The sequence below is a fragment of the Nocardia sp. NPDC049737 genome (genome assembly GCF_040674755.1).
GTDB lineage: Bacteria > Actinomycetota > Actinomycetes > Mycobacteriales > Mycobacteriaceae > Nocardia.
This window is the reverse complement of sequence record NZ_JBFANH010000005.1, coordinates 163,415-189,565: the sequence shown is the minus strand read 5'-3', so window position 1 is coordinate 189,565 and position 26,151 is coordinate 163,415. Positions and strand designations below refer to the sequence as shown.

The following is a 26,151-nucleotide window of genomic DNA, read 5'->3' as shown; positions in this document are numbered from 1 at the left end:
CGAATTCTCCTCTTGGACTTTGTGATCGGTGATGGAAGCGCGTCAGCGCAGCGTCCATTTGCTGCGCGGCACCGCGGCGCGGTCTACTTCGGCCTTGCCGATGGGGTTTCCGATCTGGGTGTAGGACAGGCCGGTGCGCAGTGCCTGGGTGCGGCCGGTGTCGAGCGACTCCCAGATCGCCCGGACCGTGCCCTGGATGGCAGCGGGTGGTTTGGCGGCGATGATGCGGGCGATCTCGTCGGCGCGATCCCAGAGTTGATCGCGCGGCAGTATCTCGCTGACCAGGCCGATCTGCATGGCGCGCTCGGGGGACAGGCGCTCGTCCAGGCCGAGCAGCGCGATGCGCAATGTCTCACCCAGCGGAATGCGGCGCGCGAGCCCGATCGGCTCCAGCGCCGCGGTCAGTCCGTAGCTGACATGCGGGTCGAAGAAGCTCGCGTCCTGCGCGCAGATGATGATGTCGGCCTCGTTGAGCCAATAGAACGCGCCACCGGCCGCCATCCCGTGCACCGCGCAGACCAGTGGTTTCCACACCTGGTTGAGCTTGGGCGACAACTTCTCGCCGGGATCGGTCTGCGACCAGACATTGGTGTGCCGGTCGATGCCCTGTTTGACGTCCATGCCGGTGCAGAATGCGCGGTCGCCCGCGCCGCGCAGCACGACGACACGGATATCGTCATCGAACTTCACTCGCTGCCAGATGCGATCGAAGTCCTCGAGCATCTCCTGATTGAAGCTGTTCATCGCTTCCGGTCGGTTCAGGGTGATCGTCGCGACGTGCTCGGTCACGTCGAACAGGACGGTTTTCAGCTCCATCCGGAAACTCCGATGTTCGTGGGTCGGCCTGAATGCGGCGCAGCAGCCGGATTAGAGTGTAACAAATTGTTCTACCAGCGACATTGGAGTGCGTGCTGGTCGCCGTCCGAATCGAACCGCTTAATATGTGGTAGACAAGCAATAGCAGCGCGCTGTCCGGCACCTCGGGCTGGCCTCGGGCTGCTGCGGATTCTAGATAAGTCGTATACTCTTCTCTGGTCTCGGTCGTCCGGATGTGCTCGTGACGACGGCGGTCGGGGCGAGATGCACGACGAGATCCACGGAGGAAGTTGCGATGAAGCCACGCGTGGGGCAGACGCTCGCCAGCACGGTCGACACGACGACGGTCATTGTCGTCCGCGCTCCGCAGGTCGACCTCGAGATCACCTGTGGCGGTGCGGCGATGGTCGATCCGAAGGGCCCCGACGGCGTCCCGGTGGGCACCGCCGATCCCGCACAACTCGGCGGTTCGCAGCTCGGCAAGCGCTACGCTGATGAGGAAATCGGTGTGGAACTGCTCTGCACGAAAGCGGGTCAGGGCACGCTGGCGGCAAATGGCGTCGCGCTGCCGCTCAAGAACGCCAAGCCGCTGCCGGCCTCGGACTGAAAGCGCATCGATGAACGTAGCGATGCTGTTGGATATGGCCGCCGACGGTTTCGGCGACCGAATCGTGGTCGGGCGGACCGACGATGGACTGACTCCGGTTCGGCTGCGTGAACTGGCCGCCGGTGCTGCGCGGGTAGTTCGTGCGGCCGGTGCCGACGCGATCGTCTACCTCGCTGTCAACGGTCCGGCCTTCCCGGTGGCGCTGTTCGCGGCGGCCCAGGCGGGTGTGCCGTTGGTGCCGGTGAACTACCGCCTCGGTGCGGAGCAACTGGACGCGTTGTTGGCGAATCACCCACGCGCACTTGGTATCGCAGATCCTGAGCAGGCCGAGGCATTGCGTCGGGCGGGGTTGTCGGTGCGGAGTCCCGAAGAGTGGATTGCTGCCGCGGCGGATGCCGGTGGCGACGATGACGAGGTTCCGGCGGCTCCGGAAACACCGGCGGTATTGATCTATACCAGCGGCACGACATCCGCGCCGAAGGGTGTGGTGCTGCGGCACCACAACTTGGTGTCGTATGTGCTCGGGACGGTGGAATTCGCGGGCGCGGACGCCGACGAGGCCGCGCTGATGAGCGTGCCGCCGTACCACATCGCGGCCGTGTCGAATGTTTTGACGAACCTGTATGCCGGGCGTCGGGTGCTCACCCTCGAACAGTTCAGCCCCCAGCAGTGGCTCGAACTCGTGCGTGAGCAGCGGATAACGAATGCGATGGTCGTGCCGACCATGCTCGCCCGGATCATGGACGGTGACGGGCTGGACCGCGCGGTGCCGTCGTTGCGTGGGCTCGCTTACGGCGGCGCCAAGATGCCGGTACGGGTGATCGAGACCGCGCTGCGCGAGTGGCCCCATGTCGATTTCGTCAATGCCTATGGGCTGACGGAGACCTCGTCCACGATCTCGGTGCTCGGGCCCGAGGAGCATCGCGCGGCCGTCGCCAGTGACGATCCCGCGGTGCGTGCCCGCATCGGTTCGGCCGGTCGGCCGGTGCCCGGTATCGAACTCGAGGTTCGCACCGAATCCGGCGGTGTCGCCGCGGCCGGGCAGCCCGGCCAGATCTGGGTGCGCGGCGAGCAGGTCTCGGGTGAATACGCCGGGCACGGTGCCTCGGTCGATGAACGCGGTTACTTCAACACCCGCGACCACGGCCGCCTCGATGCCGACGGCTATCTCTACATCGAGGGCCGGGTCGACGACACCATCATCCGCGGCGCGGAGAATATCGCGCCCGCCGAGATCGAGGACGTCCTGCTGCGGCATCCCGACGTGCTCGACGCGGTGGTCGTCGGTGTGGCCGACGAGGAGTGGGGTCAGCGGATCGAGGCCGTCGTCGTGCCGCGCAGCGGAGTGCACGTCGATGCCGAGCAACTGCGCGCGCAGGTGCGAAAGACATTGCGCGGCTCCAAGACTCCCGATCACATCACGTACTGGCCGGAACTGCCGCGCACTGCGACCGGCAAGTTGGTGCGCCGAGATATCGTCGCGGCGCTGACGGCCGATCGTCAGCCGACCGCAGGGTGAGTATCAGCCAACCGGGACCGGTATCGCACGACGCCACGGTCGAGGGGGCCGTCGCATGGGTGCGGTTCGACCGGCCGGACGCACGCAACACTCTCGCCGAGATGCGCATCCGCTCGTAGGGCACCTGCAATCTGATCGCCGCCGCGCCGACCGCAGTCGCGAAACACCTTCTCGCTCAGAGCCTTGTGTGGAGGCGCAGCAACGACATCGTGAGCCTGTCGCTGAAACGTGAGCCGGCACATATGGTCGCCGATCGTACCGACGAAAGGATAAGGGTGAGTATGAGCATTGTCGCGAATAGTTCGGCGTTGATGCGGGACCTAACCGCGCGTAGCGCGACCGCGGTCCGTAGCTGGGCGCCCGGCGCCACGGTTGTCGGTATCGAACCACTCACGGGCGGGACATCGAGCCTGACCTACTTGGCCGAATTAACGGGTGCGCCAACTGGATACGAACGTGTCGTGCTGAAGGTGGCGCCGCCCGGTTTGGCACCGGTTCGCAACCGAGATGTGCTGCGCCAGGCACGGATCATGGAAGCACTGGCGGATCGACCAGGGGTGCGGGTGCCGAAGGTTCTGTTCCACGACGGGGGCGCACCGCCGACGGTCCCACCGTTCGTCGCCATGGACCGGGTGCCTGGTACCTGCGTCGAGCCGGTGCTCGTGCCGCGCGGCACGCTGCCCGCGAACCAGGTGCGGGCTCGTGCCTTGGACGCGGCCAGAATGCTCGCCGATCTGCATCGGGTGAACCCAGAGCACACCGCGCTCGCGACTGAGCCGGTGGTCACTCTCGGCGCTGAGATCGACCGCTGGACAAGGGCTTTCATCACTGTGACGGACGATCTGCGCACCGGATACGAAGCGGTCGCGGACCGCCTGCACGCCACCGTGCCCGCCGCCATGACACCGGTCTTCACCCATGGTGATTACCGACTCGGCAACACACTGTGCGAGGCCGACCACATCACCTCGATCATCGACTGGGAAATCTGGTCCCTCGGCGACCCCAGGATCGACGTGAGCTGGTTGACCTTCTTCACCGACGAGGCCGCACATCCGGCGTCGGTATCCGATGAGCCGACCGGCATGCCGGGCAAGGCCGAACTGGTCGACGCCTACCAGGAGGCGCGCGGCGCCGCCCTGCGGGACCTGCCGTGGTTCGAGGCGCTCACCAAATACAAGGAGTCCGCCGCGACCGCCTTGCTGATCAAACGCGGCCGCAAGTCCGGCCAGTGGAACGACATGCACCAACGCATGCTGCCCGCCCTCCCGCTGCTGCTGGACGAGGCGATGGAACTGCTGGGCCGATACCGCCGATCTAGACGGGGTGATACGGATCGGGCGCGCCGATAGCGCGAACGCGGTGAGGCGCACCCCCGGAACGTCGAAGTCGGTCGCCGCGTTCACAATGCGGGTCGAGGGCCTCGAAATATCCTCGGCAACTGCGTATTCCGTGGCTTTCGCTACTGCGGCCGCCAGCGCCGCCGTCGCTCCGATCCTGTCGGCCATCCTGGTGGGCGTGCGACTTAGGCAGCGAAGACCGCTGTCGGTGCGGTGGATCCGTCGGTTACTTTCGGGCGTGCCGGTACTCCCGGCTGAACAATTCGCGCAGCGGGGTTTTGCGCAGGTCGCCCTGGTGGGTCCGGAGGTTGGTCCAGGCCGCCGTCTCGGCGAGATTCATCCGCTGATCGTGGACCTGTCGAGGAGGGCGAGTATCTCGTCGGTGGTGCCGGTTTCCGCGATCTTGGGAAACACCTTGCGCAGCACGTAGTCGTGATCTTCCTGATCCAGATCGGTCACCGCGTCGGTGGCGATCGTGACGTTGAAGCCGTACTCGTGCGCGCCACGCGCGGTCGATTCGACACCCATACTGGTGGCGATACCGGTAACCACGACCTGGGTGACGTCGTGCTCGCGCAGCCACGCCGCGAGCACGGGATCGTGGAACGCGCCCCAGACCCGTTTGATCACGGTGTGGTCACCCGGCCGCGGCCCCAACTCGGACAGCAGCGCGACGGCCTCGGCCGCCGAATTCGCGGCCGCCGAGCTGGACTGTCCGCCCGCCGCGCGAGCACGGCTCGCCTCGGTGCGGCCGGGCGCGACGCCGGCCGCCGTCACGATCACGACCGGGAGGTTGCGTTTCCGGAACGCGTCGGCCAGCCGGATCGACTGCTCGACAATCGACTTCGCGGAGCGCACGGTCGGCAGCGCTACCACCGCATCCTGGAGGTCGACGACGACCAGCGCGGTGTGCGCATCTATTTCGGTTAATGGCATGTGATCACCTTTCGGTCCGAGAGCAACGTTATTCTCTACCGGAAATATTAATTCCGTTGTCCGGCAGTCGGATCAGCCCTCAGTACAGCCCGCCGTCCACCCGGATCAGTGCGTCGGTGGTGTAGCTGGAGGCGTCGCTGGCGAGGTAAAGCGCGGTGCTGATGATCTCCTCCGGCTTACCCGGCCTGCCGAGCGCACTGCGGGTGGTGTGTCGTTTCTCCGCCGCCCAGGCCTTGGAGATATCGGTGAGGAACGGGCCCGCCGAGATGGTGTTGACCCGCACCTTCGGGCCGTACTCCTGGGCAAAGACAGTGGTCAGCACATTCAGGGCGGCCTTGGCTCCGGCGTAAGGGCCGAAGCGCGGTTGCGGCAGCAACGCGCCCGAGGAGGAGATATTGATGATCGAGCCGCCGTCGCCGTCGGCCATCCGCCGCCCGATCAGCGATGCGAGCCGGAACGGGCCCTTGAAATTGACCCCGATCACCTTGTCGAACAGCTCTTCACTGGTCTCCTCCGAGGACGGCGCCAGCGGCGACATACCGGCATTGTTGACCAGGATGTCGACCTTGCCGAACTCCTCGTACGCCGCGTCGGTGAGTCGGCCGAGATCGTCCCAGTGACCGACATGCGCCGCGAACGGCAGCGCGCGCCGCCCCAGCGCCCGGACCTCCTTGGCGGCCACCTCGCAGGCCTCGAGTTTGCGGCTGGTGATCACCACATCCGCGCCCGCGGTGGCGAAGGCGCGCACCATTTCCAGGCCGAGGCCGCGGCTGCCGCCGGTGACCAGCGCGACCTTGCCGGACAGGTCGAACAGCCCCGCCGTCATGCGTTCACCCCACCGCTCAGGCTGTCGTCATTAATGATGTGCGCGTAGCGCTTTCGCGCATCCTCGAGCTTCGGCGGAATGTGCTCGCTGGGGAACAGCCCCTCGGCGGGCCGGTACTTCTTCAGCATCTGCTTGGCGACAGTGGTGCGGTGCACCTCGGTCGGACCATCGGCGAGGGCGAGATTCGGGGCGGCCATCCACCACTTCGCCAGCGGCAGCTCGTTGGTGGTGCCGAGCGATCCGTGCAGATGCAGTGCGCGCTGGATGATGTCGTGCAGCACCTTGGCCATCGCCACCTTGCACATCGCGATCTGTGTGCGGGCTGCGCCGTGCGGCTGCGTGTCGATGATCCAGGCGGTGTTCAGCACCAGCAATCGGTACTGCTGCAGTTCGATCCAGGAGTCCGCGATGAACTGCTGTACGGCCTGCTTATCGGCGAGCAGGGTGCCCTGGGTGCGGCGCGACAGCGCTCGCTCGCACATCATGTCGAAGGCGCGGGTGCATTTGCCTACCGTGCGCATCGCGTGGTGGACGCGACCGCCACCGAGGCGGGCCTGGGCGACCTTGAAGCCCTCGCCGGGTGCGCCGAGCATGGCGTCGAGTGGAACGCGGACCTGGTGGTAGCGGATGTAGCCGTGGATGCCCTCATCGAGGGCGTCGCGTTCATCCATGGTTCCGACATTGCGCTTGATCTCGATGCCGGGCGTCTCGGCGGGCACGATCAGCATCGACATGCGGGCGTGTGGCGGCGCATCCGGATCGGTGACGGCCATGACGATGAGGAATGCCGCGTACCTGGCATTGGAGGAGAACCACTTCTCGCCGTCGATCACCCATTCATCCCCGTCACGCCAGGCGCGACACACGAACTCCTTCGGGTCGGCGCCCGCCTGCGGTTCGGTCATCGAGAAGGTGGAGACGATCTCGCCGTCGAGCAGCGGCTGTAGGTAGCGGGTCTTCTGCTCCTCGGTACCGAACATGGCCAGGATCTCCGCATTACCGGTGTCCGGTGCGGCGGTGCCGAAAACCGTTGGCGCCCAATAGGATCGGCCGAGGATCTCGTTGAGGTAGGCGAGTTTGACCTGACCGTAGCCCGGCCCACCGAGTTCGGGGCCGAGGTGACAGGCCCACAGGCCCTGCGCCCGGACCTGCTCCTGCAGCGGCCGCAGGATCGCACGGGCCTTTTCATTACCGGTGTCGTACGGGTCGCCGCCGTGCGGGAACAGCAGGTCGAGCGGCTCGACCTCCTTGCGCACGAACTCCGCGGCCCAGTCCAGCTTGGCCTGGAACTCGGGTTCGATCGTGAAATCCAGCATCGGGTCCTCCGAAAGGGATCAGTGGGTCAGGTAGGTGCGGGCGGCCATGAGCAACGGCCGGATGCCGTGGCGCATCCGTTCCACCCGCTCGGTGACCTGGCCGCGGCGTACGGCGTTCTTGACCAGCAGCGCGGATGCGGCGGCCTGTTTGTAGCGGACCAAGGCGTCGAACCAGCCGAGGTCCGCGACCGGTGTGCCGCGCGCCGTCTCGTACGCGGCGAGCAGTTCGTCGGGTTCGAGCGTCGGTGCCGCGGGCGCGACGGCCGTGGGATGGGCGGGATCGGACATCAGTCGCAGCCACGCCAGGTCCAGGCGCGGATCGCCGACCGACCAGATTTCCCAATCGATCACAGCCCGGATTTCGGTCCCGACGCACTGCATATTGCCCAGCCGCCAGTCACCGTGCAGGAGTGCGGGCGGCAGCGGCTTCGGAACTGCCGTGGTGAGCAGTGTCCGGCACTCGACTTCGTCGAGCTCGGCATCTGGTTCGAGCACACAGGTGGCGAAGGCCCGCTGCCACCGCTCGACCTCGGTGTCGAGGGCGACCGCCGGTTCGTCGATGCCCAATTCGGCGGGGCCGACCGTATGCAGTGCCGCCAGCATGCTGGCCGCCGCCGCCGCCCGCGCACGCACCTCGTTCGGAGCGGGGCGACGTTCGAGCTCGAGATGGCGCGGTTCGTAACCCTCACCGTCCGCGAAGGACATGACGAACAGCGGCGGAACTTGCGGCGGTGCGCCGACATCGGAACCGAGCACCCGCGGCACGGCCACGGCGGGCACCGCGGCGAGGGCGGTGAGTGCGCGGGCTTGGCGCAGCACATCCCGGTTCCGGACCGGCTCGAGACCCGGCGGAGCGACCTTGACCACGACGCGAACTCGCTCATCGGTCACGGCCGAGTAGGTGAGGCTGGAAGTGCCACCGGTCAGCTGGGTCAGCTCGTGCAGTGGACGGCCGATCGCCGCGGCCGCACGGAGCGCGATATCGGCGGGATCGGCAATGCCGATCCGCGGTCCTACGACCTGTGACCCCTCGGCCATTCCAACTCCGTTCGACAGAACGCCATACCACCGTGCAAGAAAACGATTCTGGTGAATCGATGTTCGAACAGTACACTCTTTTATATGACGAGTCCACACGTCGGGGACGACCCCGTCGATGGCGAATCCCTGGTGGCCCGGGCGGTGCGGCGGCGAACGGGGGATCGCTACGCGATCGCACGGGATGAAGTGCGCCGCCTGCTCGACGCGGGCATGGAGCTGATGCGCGACGATCCGGACGGAAATCCGCGAATCGTCGAGATCGTCCGCCGGGCAAGGGTTTCCAATGACGCCTTCTATCGGGCATTCCGGAGCAAGGACGATCTCATGGCCGCGATCGCCGACGACGGAGCCCGGCGGTTGCTCGGTCATATCCGTCGCCGATGTGCTCGCTATACCGACCCCGTCGATCAGGTCAGGGCCTGTATACAGGTGGTTTTCAAGCAGGCGGCCGACCGGGAGGTGGCCGCGACGACACGGGCGGTGCTGCGCAATACGTCCCGCGACGGGCGATCGGCCTTCGGTGGTGTCGAGCTGCGTCGCCGGATCGCCGAACTGCTCGCGGTGCCGTTGGCGGCGGGCGGGAGCCCGGATCCGGACCGTGACGCCATGGTCGCCGCATGTGCGATCTTCGCCGTGATGGAGCAGTTCCTGTGGACCGAGCGGGTGCCGACGGCCCTGGATGTGGAGCATCTCGTGGCCTGGATCGTGCCATCGAAGCCCAGGGCGACCGATGCGGTCTGAGGCCGCACAACCTTGTGGTGTCGGTTGAATAGCGGATACTCTTCTTGAATTACCGACGCTAAGAGGAGCTGGTTCGATGCACAAACCGATGCAGGGCGTGCGCGTACTCGAGGTCGCGCAGTTCACCTTCGTCCCGGCGGCGGGTGCGGTGCTCGCGGACTGGGGCGCCGACGTGATCAAGATCGAGCACGCGGAACGGGGCGATGCCCAGCGCGGACTGGTCAGGGTGCTCGGCTACGAGGCGAACAGCGCCGGATCGTCGTTCTTCCCGATCATGGAGGGCCCGAACCGGGGCAAACGCAGTGTCGGTCTCGCACTGGAGAAACCGTCCGCACGCCGGGTGCTAGAGGAGTTGATCCGCAGCAGCGATGTATTCCTGACGAATTTCCTGCCGCAGGCGCGAGCCAAATTGCGGATCGACCTCGAGGACGTGCGCGCGATCAACCCGGACATCATCTACGTGCGAGGCAGCGGCTTCGGTGTGCGCGGCGAGGAGGCGACCAAGGGCGGCTACGACAGCACGGCATTCTGGGCGCGCGGCGGCAGCGCCGCCGGGGTGACCCCGCCCGACGCCGACCGTATGACGCGGATGCCCGCGGGCGCCTACGGCGATTCGATCGGCGGCATGACCATTGCCGGTGGTATCGCGGCCGCCCTTTACTCGCGGAAGATGACGGGGGAACCGTCGGTCGTTGACGTCTCACTGCTCGGCGTCGGCGCCTGGGCGACGCAGTTCACGGTCAATCTCGCATTGATGAATGGTGGTCCGCTGCCGGTGAATACGCCGCCGCGGCACGGTTCGGCCACGAACCCGCTCATCGGGGCGTACCGCACTTCAGATCAGCGGTGGCTCGAATTGTCGATGCTGCAACCCGGCCGCTACTGGCCCGAGTTCTGCAGGCTGGCCGGTCGCGCGGAATTGGCCGCCGATGAACGCTTCGACAGCACCGAGAAGCTGATGGCCAATGCGGCGCGGGCCGCCGAGCTCGTCGCCGAGATCATCGCGGCGCGTCCCTTCGACGAGTGGGTCGAGATCCTCGGCAGTGGGGAGGGGCAATGGGCGGCGGTGCAGAACGCGTGGGAGGTCGGTCGGGATCCGTCGCTGCGTGCCAACGATTTGATCGTCCCGGTGGTCGATGCCGACGGCATCGACCGTGAACTGGTCGCCAACCCGGTCCAGTTCGACGAAACGCCGGTAACCCTCACGCGGGCACCGCAATTCGCCGAACATACCGACGAAATCCTGCTCGGGCTCGGTCTCAGCGAGGAGGAGCTGATCGCGCTGAAGATCGACGGCGCGGTCACCTGACCGGGAGGCATGCCGAAGGGAATGTGTCCTCGTCGGAAGCTGAATGTCCATCCCATGGGATAGCGCCTCGACTGGCACTGGCAGTCAAATAGGCTGCTAATTGCGAGTTGCTTCAGCGCACGACGAGGAAGAATTCGTCAACAGAAGGCAAAAGAGGTTACGAAATAAGGGCTGGCCGGTATATTGGACCAGCACGACGAGTCGAGGCATGCCGGGTCGCGGCATGCGCGTGACGTACTACGAGGCCGCGATGCGGCACGGGTGCGGCCGTAACGCCCACCGGCCCGCGGAGACGCGAATACAGTGCCCGGCGCGGCGGCATTCCAGAGAGGATCAGCGATGAGCACTGCGCTCGAGCCCGAGGGCACCTACGACGGTGTCCCCGCGTATCACTTCGACAACCGGCTCGGCGGTCCGGTCCTGAGTCATCAGCGGCGATGGGATGAAATCGCCCGCACCCATTCCGGATTCCGCAGCACCATCGCGCGCGGGTACTGGGTCGTCACGGAAGGTCGGGCGGTGCAGGAGGCGCTGCAGGACTGGCGCACCTTCTCGAACACCTCGGTGACCGCACTCGAGCCGAATCCCAGGTTCCTCTGGATTCCGGAGATGCTGGATCCGCCCGTGCACACGAAATGGCGGCGACTGCTCGGCAACGACTTTTCCCCGAAGACCATCGCCGCCCGTGAGGCGGAGATCCGGCAGGTCGCGATCGAGCTGATCGATCAGCTGAAGGACGGCGGCAGTGCCGATGTCCTCGACGAATTCGCCCGCCGGTTCCCGACCATTATCTTCATGCGGCTGGTCGGCCTGCCCGAGGCGGATCTGCCGATCTTCCTGGACTGGGTGCACGACATGCTGCACCTGACCTACGACGAGGATCCAGAAGGGTCCCGACAACTTGCCGCGATGCGGGCCGTTTCGGATTATTTCGACGAGCAGATCGCACTGCGGCGCGAGGCCCCGCGTGACGATCTGCTCTCGCGGGCAATGAATTACCAGATCGATGGCGAGCCGATCAGCGATGCGGATATGCACGCGTTCTGCATTCTGCTGTTCCAGGCGGGCTTCGATACGGTCCCGATCTCCATCGGCTGGGCCCTCTATCACTTCGCCACCCATCCCGAGCAGCGCGAGGCGATCATCGCCGACCCGTCGCTGATCGCGACGAGCGTAGAGGAGATCCTGCGCGTCTACTCGTTCGTGGTGCCCGCCCGGAAAGCGATGCGCGACACCGAGATCGGTGGCTGCCCGGTCAAGGCAGGCGAGATGGTGATGCTGCCGCTGGCGGTCACCAATCGCGATCCCGAGCGGTTCGAGAATCCGCTGGAGGTGGATCTGCATCGCACCGCGACCAATCACATCGCATTCGGATCCGGTCCGCACCGTTGCCTGGGTTCGCATCTGGCGCGCCTGGAGCTGAATGTGGCGGTCGAGGAGTGGCACAAGCGGATTCCGGAATATCGGATCGTGCCCGGACAGGAGCTGTCGCAGCACGGCAACATGTACGGCATCCAGTCACTGCGCTTGGAGTGGTGATCGCCGTGACGGATTCCCCTGTGACACAAATACTCCGCGCCGCGGATCTCTATCACACCGGGATAGTGGTGCCGGATATCGAGGAATGGAAAGTGCGGATGACCGAGCTCGCGGGCTACCGGTGGACCGCGACGCAAACCGCCGAAGTGCCGGTCCGGCTGGCCGACGGCGAGCGGGTGATGCAGCTGAGCTTCACCTATTCGCTCGACGCTCCGCACATCGAACTGGTGCAGGAGATTCCCGGGACACCGTGGACGGCGGCGCCGCCGCACGTCGCGACGCACCATCTCGGCTACTTCTGCGACGACGTCGCGACCACATCGAAGCGGCTCGAGGCGGCGGGATTCGCCTTGGAGGCCTGCGCGGTGGTCGACGGCGAGCCGTCGATCTTCGCCTACCACCTGGCGCCTTCTGGTGTGCGGCTCGAGATCGTCGACCGGTCGCGGATGCCGGACTTCGATGTCTATCTGCGCTCGAAGTTGCCGCGGTGATGGCCTTTTCGTTCACGGCGGAGCAGGAAGAACTCCGCGCTACCGTGCGCCGTTTCCTGGCGGACAAATCCCCGAGTGCGGCGGTGCGGCACTGGATGGAAACCGAACCGGGCCACGATCTCGCGCTGTGGAAGCAGATGGCCGAGCAACTCGGCCTGCACGGCCTGGCATTGCCGGAGGAGTACGGCGGATCGGGCGGCGGTCCGGTCGAATTGGGCATCGTGCTCGAGGAGATGGGGCGGGCGCTGCTACCCTCGCCATATTTCTCGACGGTCGCACTAGCGGGCCAGGCGCTTTCCACCTGCGATGACGAGTCGGCCAAGGCGCGCTGGCTGCCCGCAATCGCCGACGGCTCGCTGACCGCGACACTGGCGCTGGCCGAGGAGAGCGGCTCGTGGCGGCTGGCGGATGTCACCACCATGGCGACGCGGGCGGGGGAGGCCTGGACGCTGTCCGGCACCAAAATGTTCGTCATCGACGGCGACAAAGCCGATCTGCTGCTCGTCGTGGCGGGCGGTGAGGCCGGACTCGGGCTGTTCGCCGTGGACGCAACCGCGGCCGGGGTCACCAGAACCCGGTTGGAGACGCTGGATCCGACCCGCCGACTGGCCAGGATCGACCTGAACAACGCTGTGGCGCAACGGATCAGCCCGCCCACGGGTGCCCCGGCGTATCTGCGCCGCGTTCTCGACCTCGCGGTCGTCGCGCTGGCCGCCGAGCAAGTCGGTGTGGCGCAGGCATGTCTGGACGCCGCGGTCGAATACGCCAAGATCCGGGTTCAGTTCGACCGGCCGATCGGCTCGTTCCAGGCCATCAAGCACAAGTGTGCGGACATGCTGCTCGAGGTCGAGGCGGCACGCTCGGCCGCCTACCATGCCGCCACTGTGGCGGCCGCCGGTTCGACCGAGCTGTCGACGGCCGCGGCATTGGCGGCGGCGTACTGCTCGCAGATCGGCACCCATGCCGCCAAGGAGAACATCCAGATCCACGGTGGCATCGGATACACCTGGGAGCATGACGCGCACCTGTATCTGAAGCGCGCGAAGTCATCCGAGCAGCTGTTCGGCGGCCCGGCTTCGCATCGGGCGCGGCTGGCCGACCTCGTCGGAATCTAGCGGCCGGGCCGGGAGATGTCGACGGCGCTGGCCCGGCCCCGAAAGCGCACTCTGCCACCTTCCGGCGACTCGCGGGTGGACGTCACCGTGGTCCTGTCAGGCGCAGCATCACGCCTGGAATGCAACGGCGAGGGTGGCGGGCCAGGCCCCGTACACGCGGACATGGCAGTACGGTGCCGCCGAGATCCATGGTCTTCGTTCAGAACGGTTTCCGGACACCGCGCGTGTACCGACTGCGGCAGCGGCCGGGGCCAGGAGATGTCGACGGCGCTGGCACGGCCCCGAATCCGCACTCCGCCAAGGCTTTCCGGCGATTCGCGTGCGGAGGTCACCGTGGTCCTGTCAGGCGCAGCATCACGCCTGGAATGCGGCGCAGGGGCCGGCGGGCCAGGCCGCGTACACGCGGACATGACGGCACGGCACGGTGTCGTCGAGATCCACGGTCTTGGTTCAGAACGGTTTCCTGCCACCGCGTGGACCGACTGTGGCAGCGGCAGGGCCCGCAGGCGTCACCCGGTCGGATGCAATGGCGTGGGATTTCGAGACCGATCCGGAGCACCAGAAGAAGTTGGAGTGGGCAGATGAGTTCGTGCGCGCGGAAGTCGAACCGCTCGACTTCGTTTGGGAGCACGAGCAGTTCGTGCCGCTGGACGGCGTGGCGCAAGGCGATCCGCGTAACCGAGGGTCGCTGTCTGCCCAGTTCGAGCTGCTGGTGCCGGCCACGCGGAGGCATCGGGGTGGGGCGGCGGTGCCGCGCGTAACCGCTGCCAGTGATCCGGTCTAGTGCCGCTGGGATCCGCTCGGTCGCTGTAGCGATGTCGGCGCGGGGGTGGGATCCGTTGATTCCGCCCAGTCGGTGTATCGGTGCCCTGAAATGGGTCGGCTGACCCGAAGTGGGCATCAGGTCCGCCGCTCTCCTTGCTGGCGACACGGTTCGGTTCGCGCGCTGGAATCAGGTGGCAGATTGGAAATCTGGTGCGGAAATCTGCACCTTCATGCCACGGATGTGATCTATCAGGCTTCTCGGGTGTCTGTTCGAATGAATAAATCAGTGTACTCTTATTCGAGTGGTGAGCTCGTGGACTCGATCTCCGCGCAAGACGGAGTGGTCCGAGCAACGGCCCGATGCGGCGCTATCGCGCGGAGTCGAACACCTCGACCGACGTTCTCGCCGAGCAGGTGCTCGGCCTTCCGAAAGGCTGATCACATGGGAATTCGCGACCGACTGTCCCTGTTGCTGGCCGAGGCGCCCGCCGATGCCGAGGCGATCGAGCACGAGGAGCGCTGGTGGACCTGGGGCATGGTCCAGCAGACCGCGCGGACCGTCGATGCTGCGCTCGATGCCGCTGGCCTGCGCGCCGACGCGCGCGTCGGCGTTGTGTTGGAGAACCGTCCCGAACATGTCGCGGTCGTCGCCGCGGTGATCGCCTCCGGGCGCTGCGTGGTGATGCTCAGCCCGCTGCAGCCTGCCGCCCGGCTCGCGGCCGATATCGCCCGCTGCGAGCTTCCGATCGTTATCGCCGGGTCCGAGGCGCTCGCGCGTGCGGGCGTACTCGCCGCGGTGACCGCGCACGGTCTCGCCATGGAACTCGGCACCGATGGTGCGCTGCGTCCGGCGGGTGGTGCCACCGCCCCTGACGCCGCGACCAATCCGGGCGTCGCCGTCGAAATGCTCACCTCCGGCACGACCGGTCCGCCGAAGCGGGTGCACCTACGCGTCGGACAGCTCGACCACGCCCTCGTTTCGGGTGGACAAACGCCGAAGCCTGGTCGGCTGCTGACACGATCGGCGGCACTCGTATCCGCGCCGCTGGTGCATATCGGCGGGCTGTGGCGGGCATTGGCCTGTCTGGCCACCGGGCGTCGCATGATCCTGATGTCCAAATTCGCCTTGGAGCCGTGGCTGCGTGCGGTGGAACGCCACCAGCTGCGTGCGGTGAGTTTGGTGCCCGCGGCCCTGCGCACCGTGCTAGAGGCCGATGTGCCGAAGCAGCGGTTGGCGAGCCTGCAGGTGGTTACCTCCGGCACCGCGCCCTGTCCGCCCGAACTCGCCGACGCGTTCTTTCAGAAATACGGTCTGCGCGTCCTGATGACCTACGGCGCAACCGAATTCGCCGGTGCCGTCGCCGGGTGGACACTGCCGATGCACGAGCAGTGGTGGGACCGCAAGGTCGGCAGTACCGGGCGCGCCTTGGACGGCGTCGAGCTGCGCGTGACCGACGAGAACGGCATCGAACTGCCGACCGGGAAGACCGGACGGCTCGAGGTCCGAACCGAGCAGACCGCACAGGGCGCCGCGGTGTGGGTGCGCACCAGTGATCTGGCCCGAATCGACGAGGACGGGTTCCTGTGGATCGAGGGCCGCGCCGATGACGCCATTATTCGCGGCGGCTTCAAGGTGCAGCCGGAGACGGTCCAACGCGTACTGGAAGCGCACGACGCGGTGCGGGAGGCGGCGGTGGCCGGACTGCCGGATGCGCGACTCGGCGCGGTGCCGGTGGCGGCCGTCGAGATCGAACCCGGACGCACGCCGCCCGCGGTCGCCGAACTCGTCGCGCTCTGCCGTACTCAGCTGATGCCCTATGAGGTGCCCGCGCACATCGTCGTGCTCGACGAATTGCCGCGTACACCGTCGAGCAAGGTGAGTCGCGTGGAACTGCTGGATATCGTGCGAGCCCGACTCGCCGAACGCACGACGGCCTGACCGTAAGGATCGAGGAGGATCTGTGACGAGCACCGAGGACAAGTCCGCCGAGCAGTTCGGCGTGCTGACCGACCAGGCGATCGAGCGGTCCCGCCGCCGCCTCGGCATACCGAATCCGCAGCGCAATCCGCCGCACAACTACCAGGTGACCTGGGATGGTGTGCGCCACTTCGCATTCGGCTACGGCGACGACAATCCGCTGTACTGCGACCCGGAATACGCGCAACGCACCCGCTGGGGTTCGCTCATCGCGCCACCCACCTTCCTGTACACGATGGGCGAAGATGCCGCACCGAAGCCGGACGCCGAGACCAAGGCACTGCTGAAGGGCGACCCCTTCGCCGGACTGGGCTCCTATCAGGCCGTAATGGAATTCGAGTGGTGGCAGCCGCTGCGCCTCGGTGACCGCAGCAGGGTCCTACAGACACAGGTGGGCGTGCAGCCCAAGCGCAGCAGCTTCGGTGGCCGCACCGCGCACGTCACCCAGGATTACCTGTACACCAACGGATCCGGTGAGATGCACGCCGTGCGGCGCGGTACCTGGATCAATGCCGAGCGGCACACCTCGAGTAAGCGGGCCAAAGAGAAAATGGAGCAAACCCCCTATACGCCAGCGCAACTCGCCGAAATCGACGCGGCGTACGCCGCCGAGACCAGGCGCGGCACCGAACCGCGCTACTGGGAGGACGTGGCGGTCGGCGAGGTGCTGCAACCCAAGGTGAAGGGGCCGCTGACCACCACCGATGTGGTCGTCTGGCATCTGGGCTGGGGTATGCAGCTCACCCCACCGGGCGCATTCAAGATCGCCGCCAATATCCGGCGCAAGGCACCGGGGCTGTACCCGGCCAACGGGTTGAACATTCCGGATACCGTGCAGCGGCTGCATTGGGAGCCCGCGCGGGCACAGGAGCTCGGCCTTCCGAATTCCTATGACTACGGCGGCATGCGCGAGACCTGGCTGTGTCACCTGCTCACCGACTGGATCGGCGACGACGGCTGGCTGTGGAAGCTGCGCTGCGAACACCGCAAATTCAACTACATCGGCGACACCACCTGGGTGCGCGGCACCGTCGTCGACAAGCGACAGGCCGACGGGCGCAACGAGATTCACCTCGAGGTGCGCTGCGAGAACCAGCGAGGTGAGATCACCACCCCCGGCACCGCCGTAGTGCTGCTCCCGACACGAGATCACCCCGTCGAACTCCCCACGCCCCCCGCCCCTGATCTGGACGGCATGGTGTCCCACGAACTGGCCCGGTTCAGCGTCACCGGCTGACCCCCGGCGACCGGGACGCGCTGCCGCAGATCTACTGACGACCGCACACAGTGAAACACGATATAGCTTGTGCGAGGCCGTCAGCGGCTATACGGCAGCGCTCCCGATCGCCGAAGCACCCAGTGGCACGGACGAGTTCGGTGCCATGCCGCGCATGTTCTGGCGTGACGCGCGCGAGTTTGCCCGGCGAGATCGTGCGCGGCGCGCGAATCCGTGCGCTGCACCATCACATCACGCCGAGTTGGCGGCCTGACAGCGCCGTGTGGCAGGGAGGGTCAGTGCCACCAGGGGGCGAGGGCGTCGAGGTGGCGGCGCATGCGGTGCCGGGCGATTCCGGCATCGCCCTGCACGATCGCGTCGAGGATGAGTTGGTGTACGTGTTCGACTTCCGCAGCGGCGGTGTCGCCGGGGAGAGGCTGATCGTGTCCGGCCGCATGGCGGCGGAAAAGCTCGGTGATGATCGACAGGAACAGCGAAAGCACCGGATTCCCAGCCAAATCGGCCAATTCGGTGTGGAAGAGGTCGGCCTTGCGCGGGTCGTCGGCGGGACCGTCGGTCGGCCACCGGACCGCTGCCGAAAGACGTTGCGCCACTTCGTTGTCGCCGTCGGCGTGGCGCGCGGTCACCCGGGCGAGGGTGCCGAGTTCGATGGCATTGCGGACGATTCGCAGATCGTCTGCGGTGACGCCCTCGTATTCCAGGAACAGCGCCATCGTGTCGATACTGGCTTGCGGTTCGGGTTCGGTGACGACCAGTCCACCGCCCGGCCCGCGGCGCATCTGGGCGACCGCGTGGTATTCGAGCAGTCGGACGGCCTCGCGCAGCACCGCACGGCTGATCTCGTAGCGGGCGAGCATATCGGTCTCCGAGCCGAGCACCATGCCGACCTGCCAGCCGCGCGCGGCGATATCGTCATGAATCCTGGCGGCGACCACCTCGGCCAGCTTTGCCCTTGGCCCCTCGACCATTTCGGGTTCGATCACATTGCCCGCGACCCGCTGGCCACGACGCACCCGATGCTTTTCGATCCAGGCGGCCACCGACTCCAGGTGTGCGGTCAGATCCGTCTGGGCTCGCGCGCCGTCGCCATCGATGACGGCCTCGATGATGGCCCGATGCGCGATACGTGAAGTCTCTTTGGAGCTCAGTATCTCGGCCTTCGAGAGCCGGCGTGAGGTATGCGCATATCGTGCGGTGAGGCGGGTCAGTACATCGATGAACAAATGCAGCACCGGATTTCCGGACAATGCACCGAGCATCGGATGCAACGGATCCTGCGACTGAACCTCAGGCGCCTCGGCGTGGCGGAGTTCGTGTTCGAGTGCCGTGCGCAGGGTATCGATTCCGTCCTCGGTGATCCGCTCCGCGGCAAGACCCGCCGCGATCGGTTCCAGCAGCAGCCGGGCCTGCAGCAGATCCGACACGCTGGTGCCGATGTATTCGAGGTAGATCACCATGGCTCGTGTCGCAGGCCCGGCATCGGGAGCGCAGACGAACAGGCCCCCATTGGGGCCGCGCCGCATCTTGGCGACCTGATGATGTTCGACCAGCCGCACCGCCTCGCGCAGCACCGCTCGGCTGACCCCGAAGCGTTCGCGCAGGTCCACCTCGGATCCCAGGGATTCGCCGACCGGCCAACCGCGGCGCATGACATCCGCCTCGATACGACGGGCGATCTGGGCCGCGAGTTTGCCGACCGGTGCGCCGGTCTCGACGGTGGTGAGGTCGGAGTCCTGCTCGCTGTCGGCGGGCTCGACGTCGACGGCAGTCACTATGGGCCAACTCCTCAATGCGGATTTTGCGGATCCTCAGTCTACTGGCCGGTTGGCCAAAAGCGTGTGCGACGTGCGGGGGGAAGTGGTGAATGACGGGATTAGGGCCACTGTTTGTCACTCACTCACCGGATCAAGCGCCCAGCATCTGCAATCCACCGCTGACCGCGATCAACTGGCCGGTCATATAGCGTGACCCCGGTCCGGCCAGGAACACCATAACGGGCCCGAGGTCGGCGTACGGATCACCGAGTTCACCGCGCAGTGGGATGGTCTCGCGCAGGCGTTCGGCGAGCGCGGCCGAACCCGCGGGGCCGAGATGCTCCCGAAGCCGTTCGGTGCCCGGCGTCTCGACCGCAGGTGCGAGTGCGTTCATCGTGACATCGAACTTTCCCCATGCCGCCGCCGCGGACCGGGTCCATGCCTGCACACCGGCCTTGGCCGCCGCATAGTGCGGCGCGAGCGGATTTCCGCGAATCGCTTCGCCCGAACCGAGATTGATGATTCGACCGCCCGTGTCGCGCATGCGCTCGAACGCCGCCTGATTGGTGAGGATTGTGGTCCGAAGGTTGGCGTCCAGTACGAAATCGAACTCGTCCTCGGTCAGCGTCTCCGGCGTGCTGGCCTGCCAGAGGCCCGCCGCGCTCAGCAGGATATCGAGTCCGCCGAGGATCGCGGTGGCCGATTCGAAGGCGGCGGCGACGGAAGCGCGGTCGCGCGCATCGCAGGACAACCAGTCGCAGCGCCCCTTCAACTCATCCGGCGGGGGTGTCTGATGGAAGAGGCCGACGACATCGGCGCCGGCATCGAGGAACGCGGCAACGGCCGCGGCGCCGATTCCGGTGGCCGCACCGGTCACCACGGCGCGGCGGCCGGTGAGCGGGCGGTCCGCCGCTACCTGCTCCTCCTCGGAGGTCGTGCGCATCGCAGATCCTTTCGTTAAAAAGGAGTATACTCTTTTTAGTGTGTGATCAAGGTGTATCGCGGAGAATGCCGCGAATCCCTGGTCGAACCGTGGGTTAGAGTGGCCCCATCGTGGGGCGTGTGGCGCGACGATGAGGAGTAGATAGCGATGCAGCTGGAGTCCACGCCGGAACTCGAAGCGTTCCGCAAGAAGGTGCGGGCATTCGTCGCCGAGCACGCGCCCGGAATCAAGACCCACACCGGTGTGCGCGCGCCCGAGCCCGAACTCATGCCCGCGATCCGCGAGTGGACCGCCAAGCTGTTCGACGCGGGCTTCCTCGGTATCAACTGGCCCGCCGAATACGGCGGTCGGCCCGACGCGCATCCGCTCGAACCGTTCATTGTCGTCGAAGAGATCACCCGCGCCCGCACCTGGCAGCCCATCGGCGCGGCCGCGCTCGCCTCGGCCGCGGTGATCGAATTCGGCACCGATGAGCAGCGGGCGCGCTTTCTGCCCCGCATCCGCACCTGCGAAGACGTGTGGTGCCAGTTGTTCAGTGAGCCGGGTGCGGGCAGTGATCTGGCGGCATTGCAGACGCGCGCGCGGCTCGAGGGTGAAGGCGACGACGCCGTGTTCGTCATCGACGGTCAGAAGGTCTGGACCACCAACGGCCAGCACGCGGATATGGGATATCTGCTCGCGCGCACCGACCGTGATGCGCCGAAACATAAGGGCATCACCGCATTTGCGCTCGATATGCGCAGTCCGGGCGTCGACATCCGGCCGCTGCGCGAGATCACCGGAACCACCGACTTCAACGAGGTATTCCTCGACGGCGTCCGGATTCCGGTCGCGAATGTGATCGGCCGGGTGGACGACGGCTGGCGGGTGGCGATGAGCAGCCTCGGCCACGAGCGCTCCGGCGTGGCCGCGCGTGGGGTGGAGTTGTTCGCCGTGCTGGACGATCTGCTGCGACTGGCCGGGGCGACATCGGTCGGCGGCAGGCCCGCACTCGAGGATTCGGCCACGCGGCAGGCGATCGGTGAGCTCGCCACGCGGGTCTACGTCAACGCGGCAATGGTCGGCCTCGCTCAGTCCCGGATGCTGCACCACACCGAACGGCCCGCCGACGCTCCGATCGGCAAGATCTTCTTCAGCGAACTCAATTACGACCTGGTCGAATTCGGGATGCGGCTGCAGGGCACCGAGGCGCTACTGACCGAGGCCGACCCGGATGCGGTGGCGGCGGGCTGGTGGCAGGACGCGCACCTGTATTCGCGTGCCTACACCATCGCCGGTGGCGCGAACGAGATCCTGCGAACCCAGGTTGCGGAGCGGGGACTGGGGTTACCCCGAGAATCCCGGTGATGACGGTCGTCGTTCCGCGCGAGATGGTGCCGCGATAGGTAGTACACGGCCGCTCGCCATCCGGCGCGGGCGGCCGCGCCGGATGCGGCATCAGAATGAGTAAGGACCGAACCGGCCCCACGCGATCACGGCGGCGAGCACGAATAGCACCACGCTGGGCGTGATTTCGGCCCATTCGCTCCGCCGCGCGTGCGTCAGGGCGGCGCCGATCATGATGATCGCGACGCCGACCGCGGCGATCGGGGTGAGTATCGGGACGATTCCGGTGAGCGCGGGCAGCACGAGGCCGAGCCCGCCCACCACCTCGACCGCGCCGATCGCCTTGACCTGCTGATCGGTGAAGCTCTCGACCCAGGACATCTTGTCGGCGAGTTTCTCGCGCGGCTGGGCCAGTTTCGTCGCGCCGGCGGCCACCAAGACCACGGCCAGCAGGCCCTGCAGGATCCAGAGGAAGACGTTCATCGAGAACTCCTAGTCAATCGCTCGACCGGAGGCGGTGAGCGGGCAAACGCGAACAGAATCAAAAACGGACTTTACCCCGCTTTCATTCCCGGCGGTACCTTGGAACTCGTGGAACCGACCGCACTACGCCTGGGTCTGCCGCGCAATGAACGCGGTGATGCCGCACGCAATCGACGACGTCTGCTGGATGTCGCACGGCAGTTGGTCGACGAACTCGGCGTCGAAAAAGTGACTATGGACGGACTGGCCGAACGTGCCGGACTCGGCAAGGGCACGGTATTCCGCCGATTCCGGACCAGAGCGGGCATCTTCCACGCGCTGATGGACGAGGACGAAAAAGTCTTCCAGCAATCGGTGCTGTCGGGCCCACCGCCGCTGGGCCCCGGCGCCGACCCGATCCAGCGCTTGATCGCCTTCGGCCGCGCCCGCCTGGATTTCCTGTTCGACCACATCGCGATCGCCCGCGCATCCCTGGACGCCAACCAGCCGATCCCCGTCGGCGCGGCCACCATCTCCCAATTTCACATCCGCATGCTGCTGAACCAGGCGCGCGTCGACATTCCCGACACCGATGTCCTCGCCATCCAGCTGACCGCGGCCCTGGAAGCCCCCGTCCTGCTCTATCTGCACACCGCGACCGCGGCGGATGCCGCCGCCGCGCGACATCAATTGGCTGACGGGTGGCAGCGGCTGGTCGAACGACTCACCACGTCGAACCCGTTGGACACCTGTCTCGGCGTTCCGGTAGGACGCCACGGCGGGCCTGCCGATCCTGGATAGGATTCAGGATACTCTAATATCGCCAGGGTGCCTCGGGTTCACCTGGTCGGTCGCCCTGTGCTCAGGTCGCGACAAGAACGTGACTCGAAGCTGAACCGGGACATCGGAAGCCGCACCGACCTGATCCTGTCCGGCGGCGTCAATATCTACCCCCGAGAAATCGAGGACGCACTCACTCTGCACCCCGCAGTAGACGACGTGGCCGTGATCGGCATCTCCGACGCCGAATTCGGCCAACGCGTCCACGCTGTCGTCCAACCCGCCGCCCCAGCCACCCCAGGCCCGGAGTTCGCCGCAACCCTGATCGCCTACTGCCGCGAAAACCTCGCCCACTACAAATGCCCCACATCGATCTCCTTCGAGGCGGTGCCTCGTCTCCCCAGCGGCAAAATCCTGCGCCGCGAACTGATGAAGGCCTACGAGGACCGGGCGTAGCTTCGACGCTGCGGTGATCGGGTGCCTACGCCCGTTTCAAAAGCATTGCCCCGGAAGGGACACCGCCTCCCGCGGTGACCACCGCGACTCGTGCGTCGTCGACCTGACGGCCGTGGGCATCACCGCGCAGTTGCAGCATCGCCTCGCGGATGAAACCGTAGCCGTGCAGCCGACCGGCTGAGAGTTGTCCGCCGTGGGGGTTGAGGGGGAGGGGGCCGTCGAGGGCGATGGTCTTGCCGCCTGCGATGAAATCGGTTGCCTCGCCGGGGCCGCAGAAGCCGAGGCCCTCGATCCAGGACAGCGCGTTGAAGGTGAAGCCGTCGTAGAGGAGGGCGACGTCTACGTCGACGGGGGTCAGGTCGGTGCGGGTCCAGAGGTGGGCCGACGGGCCGCGGGACTGTGGGGTGTGGGTCAGGGTGTCCTGGTCCCAGCTGAGCCGCTCCAGGATCGCGGTGCCGACGGCCTCGACCAGCACCGGTGGGTGCGGGCGGTCGTCGGCGGTTTCGATCGCCGAGACCACGACCGCGATCGCGCCGTCGCACGGCACATCGCAGTCGTAGAGCCCGAAGGGCGTGGTCACCATGCGGGCATTGAAGTAGTCGTCGATGGTGAGCGGGTCGCGGTAGAGGGCCTCCGGGTTGCGGACCGCGCCCGCGCGTGCGGTGACCGCGATGGCGCCGAGCGCGTCGCGTCCGACACCGTATCGGTGCATGTAGTGCGAGGCGTTGCAGCCGATCCACTGCGCCGCCGACATGGCCCCGAATGGGGCCCGGAACTCCATCATCCCGCTCGCGCGTCCGCCGTCGGGATGCCATTCACCCGACCGCAGCAGCGCACTGTGCGAGGACTCCCAAACCGTGCGGAAGCACAGCACATGCCGACACAGCCCGGCCGCGACCGCGAGCATGGCGGCGGTGATGGAGCCGATCTGCCCTGGCACCTCGCGCGCGCCGTTGACCCAGGTCGGAGTCAATTGCAACGCCTCGGTCAGGGCAGTGATTCCGCCTTCGCTCATCCCGCCGGGGACCGCTCCCGGATAGGTGGACAGTCCATCGATCTCGCTCAGGTCGAGCCCGGCGTCCGCCACTGCGGCCAGGCAAGCGTCGACGGTCAGCGAGATCGGGTCGACCATGAGCCGTCGACCCACTTGTGATTGCCCGACTCCGGTGAGTGCGACCTTGTCCTCGTACTTACGTGTGGAAGCCATGGGCCGCAGCGCATTTCGGACTTCGCGCGGCTCGGGCAGCGGCCCGAGCCCTTCGGCCGCTTCGGTTTCCGGGTCCGGCTCGAACAGCGGAAGGTACAGATCATCGACCGGTTCGAAACGCACGCGCACGCGCATGCCGATATGCACTTCGGTCGGCTCGCATCCGACGATATTGGTGGTCAGCCGCGCCCGATCGTCCTCGGCGAGCGCGACCACCGCAACCACATAGGGCGGCGGGAACTTCGGCAACCACGTCTGATGGTTCACGCTGAACCCGACGACCACGGCTTTCCCGGAAGTCGGCGCGAGCGACACCGCGCGGCCGCGGCAGGACAGGCACACCGGCATCGGCGGATGGAAGAACCGCCCGCAGTCGGCGCAGTGCGAAATCCTGAGCACGCCGTCGGCACCGGATCGCCAGAACTCGGCGCTCGCGAGTGTCGGTTGCGGAAGCGGGCGATCCGGGGCGGACGTCATGATGTCGGATTCCTCGAATTTCAGTGCAGCAGTTCGATAATGGTCGCGTTGGCGGTGCCGCCGCCCTCGCACATGGTCTGCAATCCGTACCGCAGGTTCTCGCGCCGCAGCTGAGCCAGTAGCCGCGTCATCAGAATGGCACCCGAACCGCCGAGCGGGTGGCCGACGCCGATCGCGCCGCCGAGCGGATTGAGCTTTTCGGCATCGGCGCCGGTTTCGGCGAGCCAGGCCAGTGGCACCGGCGCGAACGCCTCGTTGACCTCGAACGCACCGATATCGTCGATGGACAGTCCGGCCTTGCGCAGCACCTTCTCGGTCGCCGGGATCGGTCCGGTCAGCATCAGGATCGGGTCGGCGCCGCTGACCGCGCCGGAGTGGTAACGCGCGATCGGGGTGAGCCCCAATTCGCGGGCCTTTTCGGAGGTCGTGATGAGCAGCGCGGCCGCACCGTCGGCGATCTGGGATGAATTGCCCGCGTGGATCACGCCGTCGGGCTTGAACGATGGCTTCAGCCCGGCCAGCTTCTCCGCCGTGGTGCCCCGGCGCAGTCCTTCGTCCACGGTGAATTTGGTGCCGTCGACCTCGATCGGCACGATGTGGTCGTCGAACACACCCTCGTCGATCGCCGCGGCCGCCTTGGCATGCGATTGCGCAGCGAACTCGTCGAGCTGGGTTCGGGTGAAGCCCCACCGTTCGACCATCAACTCGGCGCCGATGCCCTGGTTGAAGTCGAAGTTGTCATAGCGGGCCAGCACCGCGGGACCGTAAGGCTGTCCGGTGGTCCGGTGCGAGCCGAGCGGAACCCGGGTCATCGTCTCCACACCACCGGCGACCACGAGGTCGTACTGCCCGGCCATGACGGCGTGCGCCGCGGAGTCGATGGCCTGCTGGCTGGAACCACAGGCCCGGTTGATCGTCACACCGGGCACGTGTTCCGGCCACCCGGCCGCGAGTACCGCGAACCGCCCGATATTGCTCGACTGGTCACCGATCTGGGTAACACAGCCCCAGACCACATCGTCCACGATGGCAGGATCGATTCCGGTGCGCTCCACCAGCGCATTGAGTACCTTCGCGGACAGATCGGCCGCGTGCACCGGCCCGAGGGTGCCGTTGCGTTTACCGATCGGGGTGCGGACCGCATCGACGATGACGGCGTCTCTCATGGTG

At 66.7% G+C, this 26,151-nt stretch carries 24 protein-coding genes; 14 read left to right on the top strand and 10 right to left on the bottom strand.

All coding sequences use genetic code 11. The annotated features are described in order from the left end of the window. Nucleotides 1-42: 42 nt before the first annotated feature. Complete coding sequence (locus tag AB0J47_RS09425) at nucleotides 43-816, bottom strand: enoyl-CoA hydratase/isomerase family protein (protein ID WP_364342537.1); 774 nt, start codon at nucleotides 814-816, stop codon at nucleotides 43-45. 295 nt (nucleotides 817-1,111) lie between these two features. Here AB0J47_RS09425 and AB0J47_RS09420 point away from each other — a divergent pair, with 295 nt between their 5' ends. From AB0J47_RS09420 to AB0J47_RS09410, 3 genes are all read left to right on the top strand, one after another. Beyond that, entirely contained in the window at nucleotides 1,112-1,423 is a 312-nt protein-coding gene (locus tag AB0J47_RS09420; RefSeq protein ID WP_364342534.1) for a hypothetical protein, read from the top strand. A 10-nt stretch (nucleotides 1,424-1,433) separates the two neighbouring features. Continuing rightward, complete coding sequence (locus tag AB0J47_RS09415) at nucleotides 1,434-2,942, top strand: long-chain fatty acid--CoA ligase (RefSeq protein ID WP_364342531.1); 1,509 nt, start codon at nucleotides 1,434-1,436, stop codon at nucleotides 2,940-2,942. A gap of 281 nt (nucleotides 2,943-3,223) precedes the next feature. Next, nucleotides 3,224-4,294, top strand: coding sequence for a phosphotransferase family protein (locus tag AB0J47_RS09410; RefSeq protein ID WP_364342528.1), 1,071 nt, complete (start codon nucleotides 3,224-3,226; stop codon nucleotides 4,292-4,294). Between the two features lie 324 nt (nucleotides 4,295-4,618). Here AB0J47_RS09410 and AB0J47_RS09405 read toward each other — a convergent pair whose 3' ends face one another. From AB0J47_RS09405 to AB0J47_RS09390, 4 genes are all read right to left on the bottom strand, one after another. Continuing rightward, nucleotides 4,619-5,218 (bottom strand): cysteine hydrolase, encoded by a 600-nt coding sequence (locus AB0J47_RS09405; protein WP_364342525.1) that lies wholly within the window; start codon nucleotides 5,216-5,218, stop codon nucleotides 4,619-4,621. Between the two features lie 79 nt (nucleotides 5,219-5,297). Next, entirely contained in the window at nucleotides 5,298-6,044 is a 747-nt protein-coding gene (locus AB0J47_RS09400) for a glucose 1-dehydrogenase (protein ID WP_364342522.1), read from the bottom strand. Next, nucleotides 6,041-7,360: an acyl-CoA dehydrogenase family protein gene (locus tag AB0J47_RS09395; RefSeq protein WP_364342519.1), complete on the bottom strand. Its 1,320-nt coding sequence runs from the start codon at nucleotides 7,358-7,360 to the stop codon at nucleotides 6,041-6,043. The genes AB0J47_RS09400 and AB0J47_RS09395 overlap by 4 nt, the downstream gene beginning before the upstream one ends. Before the next feature lie 18 nt (nucleotides 7,361-7,378). Further along, the gene (locus AB0J47_RS09390; RefSeq protein WP_364342516.1) at nucleotides 7,379-8,398 is read right to left on the bottom strand and encodes a phosphotransferase family protein; all 1,020 of its coding nucleotides are present in this window, start codon (nucleotides 8,396-8,398) and stop codon (nucleotides 7,379-7,381) included. An 84-nt stretch (nucleotides 8,399-8,482) separates the two neighbouring features. On the opposite strand from AB0J47_RS09390, the gene AB0J47_RS09385 reads away from it, so the two are divergent. From AB0J47_RS09385 to AB0J47_RS09350, 8 genes are all read left to right on the top strand, one after another. Beyond that, nucleotides 8,483-9,142 carry a TetR/AcrR family transcriptional regulator gene (locus AB0J47_RS09385; RefSeq protein ID WP_364342514.1) on the top strand — a complete coding sequence of 220 codons (660 nt, stop codon included), beginning with the start codon at nucleotides 8,483-8,485 and terminating at the stop codon, nucleotides 9,140-9,142. 76 nt (nucleotides 9,143-9,218) lie between these two features. After that, the gene (locus AB0J47_RS09380; RefSeq protein WP_364342510.1) at nucleotides 9,219-10,451 is read left to right on the top strand and encodes a CoA transferase; all 1,233 of its coding nucleotides are present in this window, start codon (nucleotides 9,219-9,221) and stop codon (nucleotides 10,449-10,451) included. Between the two features lie 339 nt (nucleotides 10,452-10,790). Continuing rightward, nucleotides 10,791-11,990 (top strand): cytochrome P450, encoded by a 1,200-nt coding sequence (locus tag AB0J47_RS09375; RefSeq protein WP_364342507.1) that lies wholly within the window; start codon nucleotides 10,791-10,793, stop codon nucleotides 11,988-11,990. Between the two features lie 20 nt (nucleotides 11,991-12,010). Then, on the top strand, nucleotides 12,011-12,481 hold the full coding sequence (locus AB0J47_RS09370) for a VOC family protein (protein WP_364342504.1): 471 nt from the start codon (nucleotides 12,011-12,013) through the stop codon (nucleotides 12,479-12,481). Further along, on the top strand, nucleotides 12,481-13,596 hold the full coding sequence (locus AB0J47_RS09365) for an acyl-CoA dehydrogenase family protein (RefSeq protein WP_364342501.1): 1,116 nt from the start codon (nucleotides 12,481-12,483) through the stop codon (nucleotides 13,594-13,596). Before AB0J47_RS09370 ends, AB0J47_RS09365 begins: the two co-directional genes overlap by 1 nt. Before the next feature lie 484 nt (nucleotides 13,597-14,080). Then, on the top strand, nucleotides 14,081-14,380 hold the full coding sequence (locus tag AB0J47_RS09360) for a hypothetical protein (protein ID WP_364343123.1): 300 nt from the start codon (nucleotides 14,081-14,083) through the stop codon (nucleotides 14,378-14,380). 423 nt (nucleotides 14,381-14,803) lie between these two features. After that, nucleotides 14,804-16,300: an AMP-binding protein gene (locus AB0J47_RS09355; RefSeq protein ID WP_364342498.1), complete on the top strand. Its 1,497-nt coding sequence runs from the start codon at nucleotides 14,804-14,806 to the stop codon at nucleotides 16,298-16,300. A gap of 22 nt (nucleotides 16,301-16,322) precedes the next feature. Then, the gene (locus tag AB0J47_RS09350; protein WP_364342495.1) at nucleotides 16,323-17,576 is read left to right on the top strand and encodes a MaoC family dehydratase N-terminal domain-containing protein; all 1,254 of its coding nucleotides are present in this window, start codon (nucleotides 16,323-16,325) and stop codon (nucleotides 17,574-17,576) included. Nucleotides 17,577-17,851: 275 nt separating this feature from the next. Here the strand turns inward: AB0J47_RS09350 and AB0J47_RS09345 are convergent, their stop codons facing one another. After that, nucleotides 17,852-19,252, bottom strand: coding sequence for an FCD domain-containing protein (locus AB0J47_RS09345; protein WP_364343081.1), 1,401 nt, complete (start codon nucleotides 19,250-19,252; stop codon nucleotides 17,852-17,854). 229 nt (nucleotides 19,253-19,481) lie between these two features. Further along, complete coding sequence (locus AB0J47_RS09340; RefSeq protein WP_364342492.1) at nucleotides 19,482-20,273, bottom strand: SDR family oxidoreductase; 792 nt, start codon at nucleotides 20,271-20,273, stop codon at nucleotides 19,482-19,484. 147 nt (nucleotides 20,274-20,420) lie between these two features. On the opposite strand from AB0J47_RS09340, the gene AB0J47_RS09335 reads away from it, so the two are divergent. Further along, nucleotides 20,421-21,620, top strand: a complete 1,200-nt coding sequence (locus AB0J47_RS09335; protein WP_364342488.1) for an acyl-CoA dehydrogenase family protein — start codon at nucleotides 20,421-20,423, stop codon at nucleotides 21,618-21,620. A 90-nt stretch (nucleotides 21,621-21,710) separates the two neighbouring features. Here AB0J47_RS09335 and AB0J47_RS09330 read toward each other — a convergent pair whose 3' ends face one another. After that, entirely contained in the window at nucleotides 21,711-22,082 is a 372-nt protein-coding gene (locus AB0J47_RS09330) for a DoxX family protein (protein ID WP_364342485.1), read from the bottom strand. A gap of 108 nt (nucleotides 22,083-22,190) precedes the next feature. Between AB0J47_RS09330 and AB0J47_RS09325 the strand changes: the two genes are divergently transcribed. Together AB0J47_RS09325 and AB0J47_RS09320 are read left to right on the top strand one after the other, a co-directional pair. Beyond that, nucleotides 22,191-22,862, top strand: a complete 672-nt coding sequence (locus AB0J47_RS09325; protein WP_364342482.1) for a TetR/AcrR family transcriptional regulator — start codon at nucleotides 22,191-22,193, stop codon at nucleotides 22,860-22,862. A gap of 27 nt (nucleotides 22,863-22,889) precedes the next feature. Then, on the top strand, nucleotides 22,890-23,297 hold the full coding sequence (locus AB0J47_RS09320) for a hypothetical protein (protein ID WP_364342479.1): 408 nt from the start codon (nucleotides 22,890-22,892) through the stop codon (nucleotides 23,295-23,297). Between the two features lie 25 nt (nucleotides 23,298-23,322). Here AB0J47_RS09320 and AB0J47_RS09315 read toward each other — a convergent pair whose 3' ends face one another. Both AB0J47_RS09315 and AB0J47_RS09310 read right to left on the bottom strand, forming a co-directional pair. Continuing rightward, nucleotides 23,323-24,981 (bottom strand): OB-fold domain-containing protein, encoded by a 1,659-nt coding sequence (locus AB0J47_RS09315; RefSeq protein ID WP_364342475.1) that lies wholly within the window; start codon nucleotides 24,979-24,981, stop codon nucleotides 23,323-23,325. A 20-nt stretch (nucleotides 24,982-25,001) separates the two neighbouring features. Beyond that, nucleotides 25,002-26,147, bottom strand: coding sequence for an acetyl-CoA C-acyltransferase (locus tag AB0J47_RS09310; protein ID WP_364342472.1), 1,146 nt, complete (start codon nucleotides 26,145-26,147; stop codon nucleotides 25,002-25,004). Nucleotides 26,148-26,151: the final 4 nt, after the last annotated feature.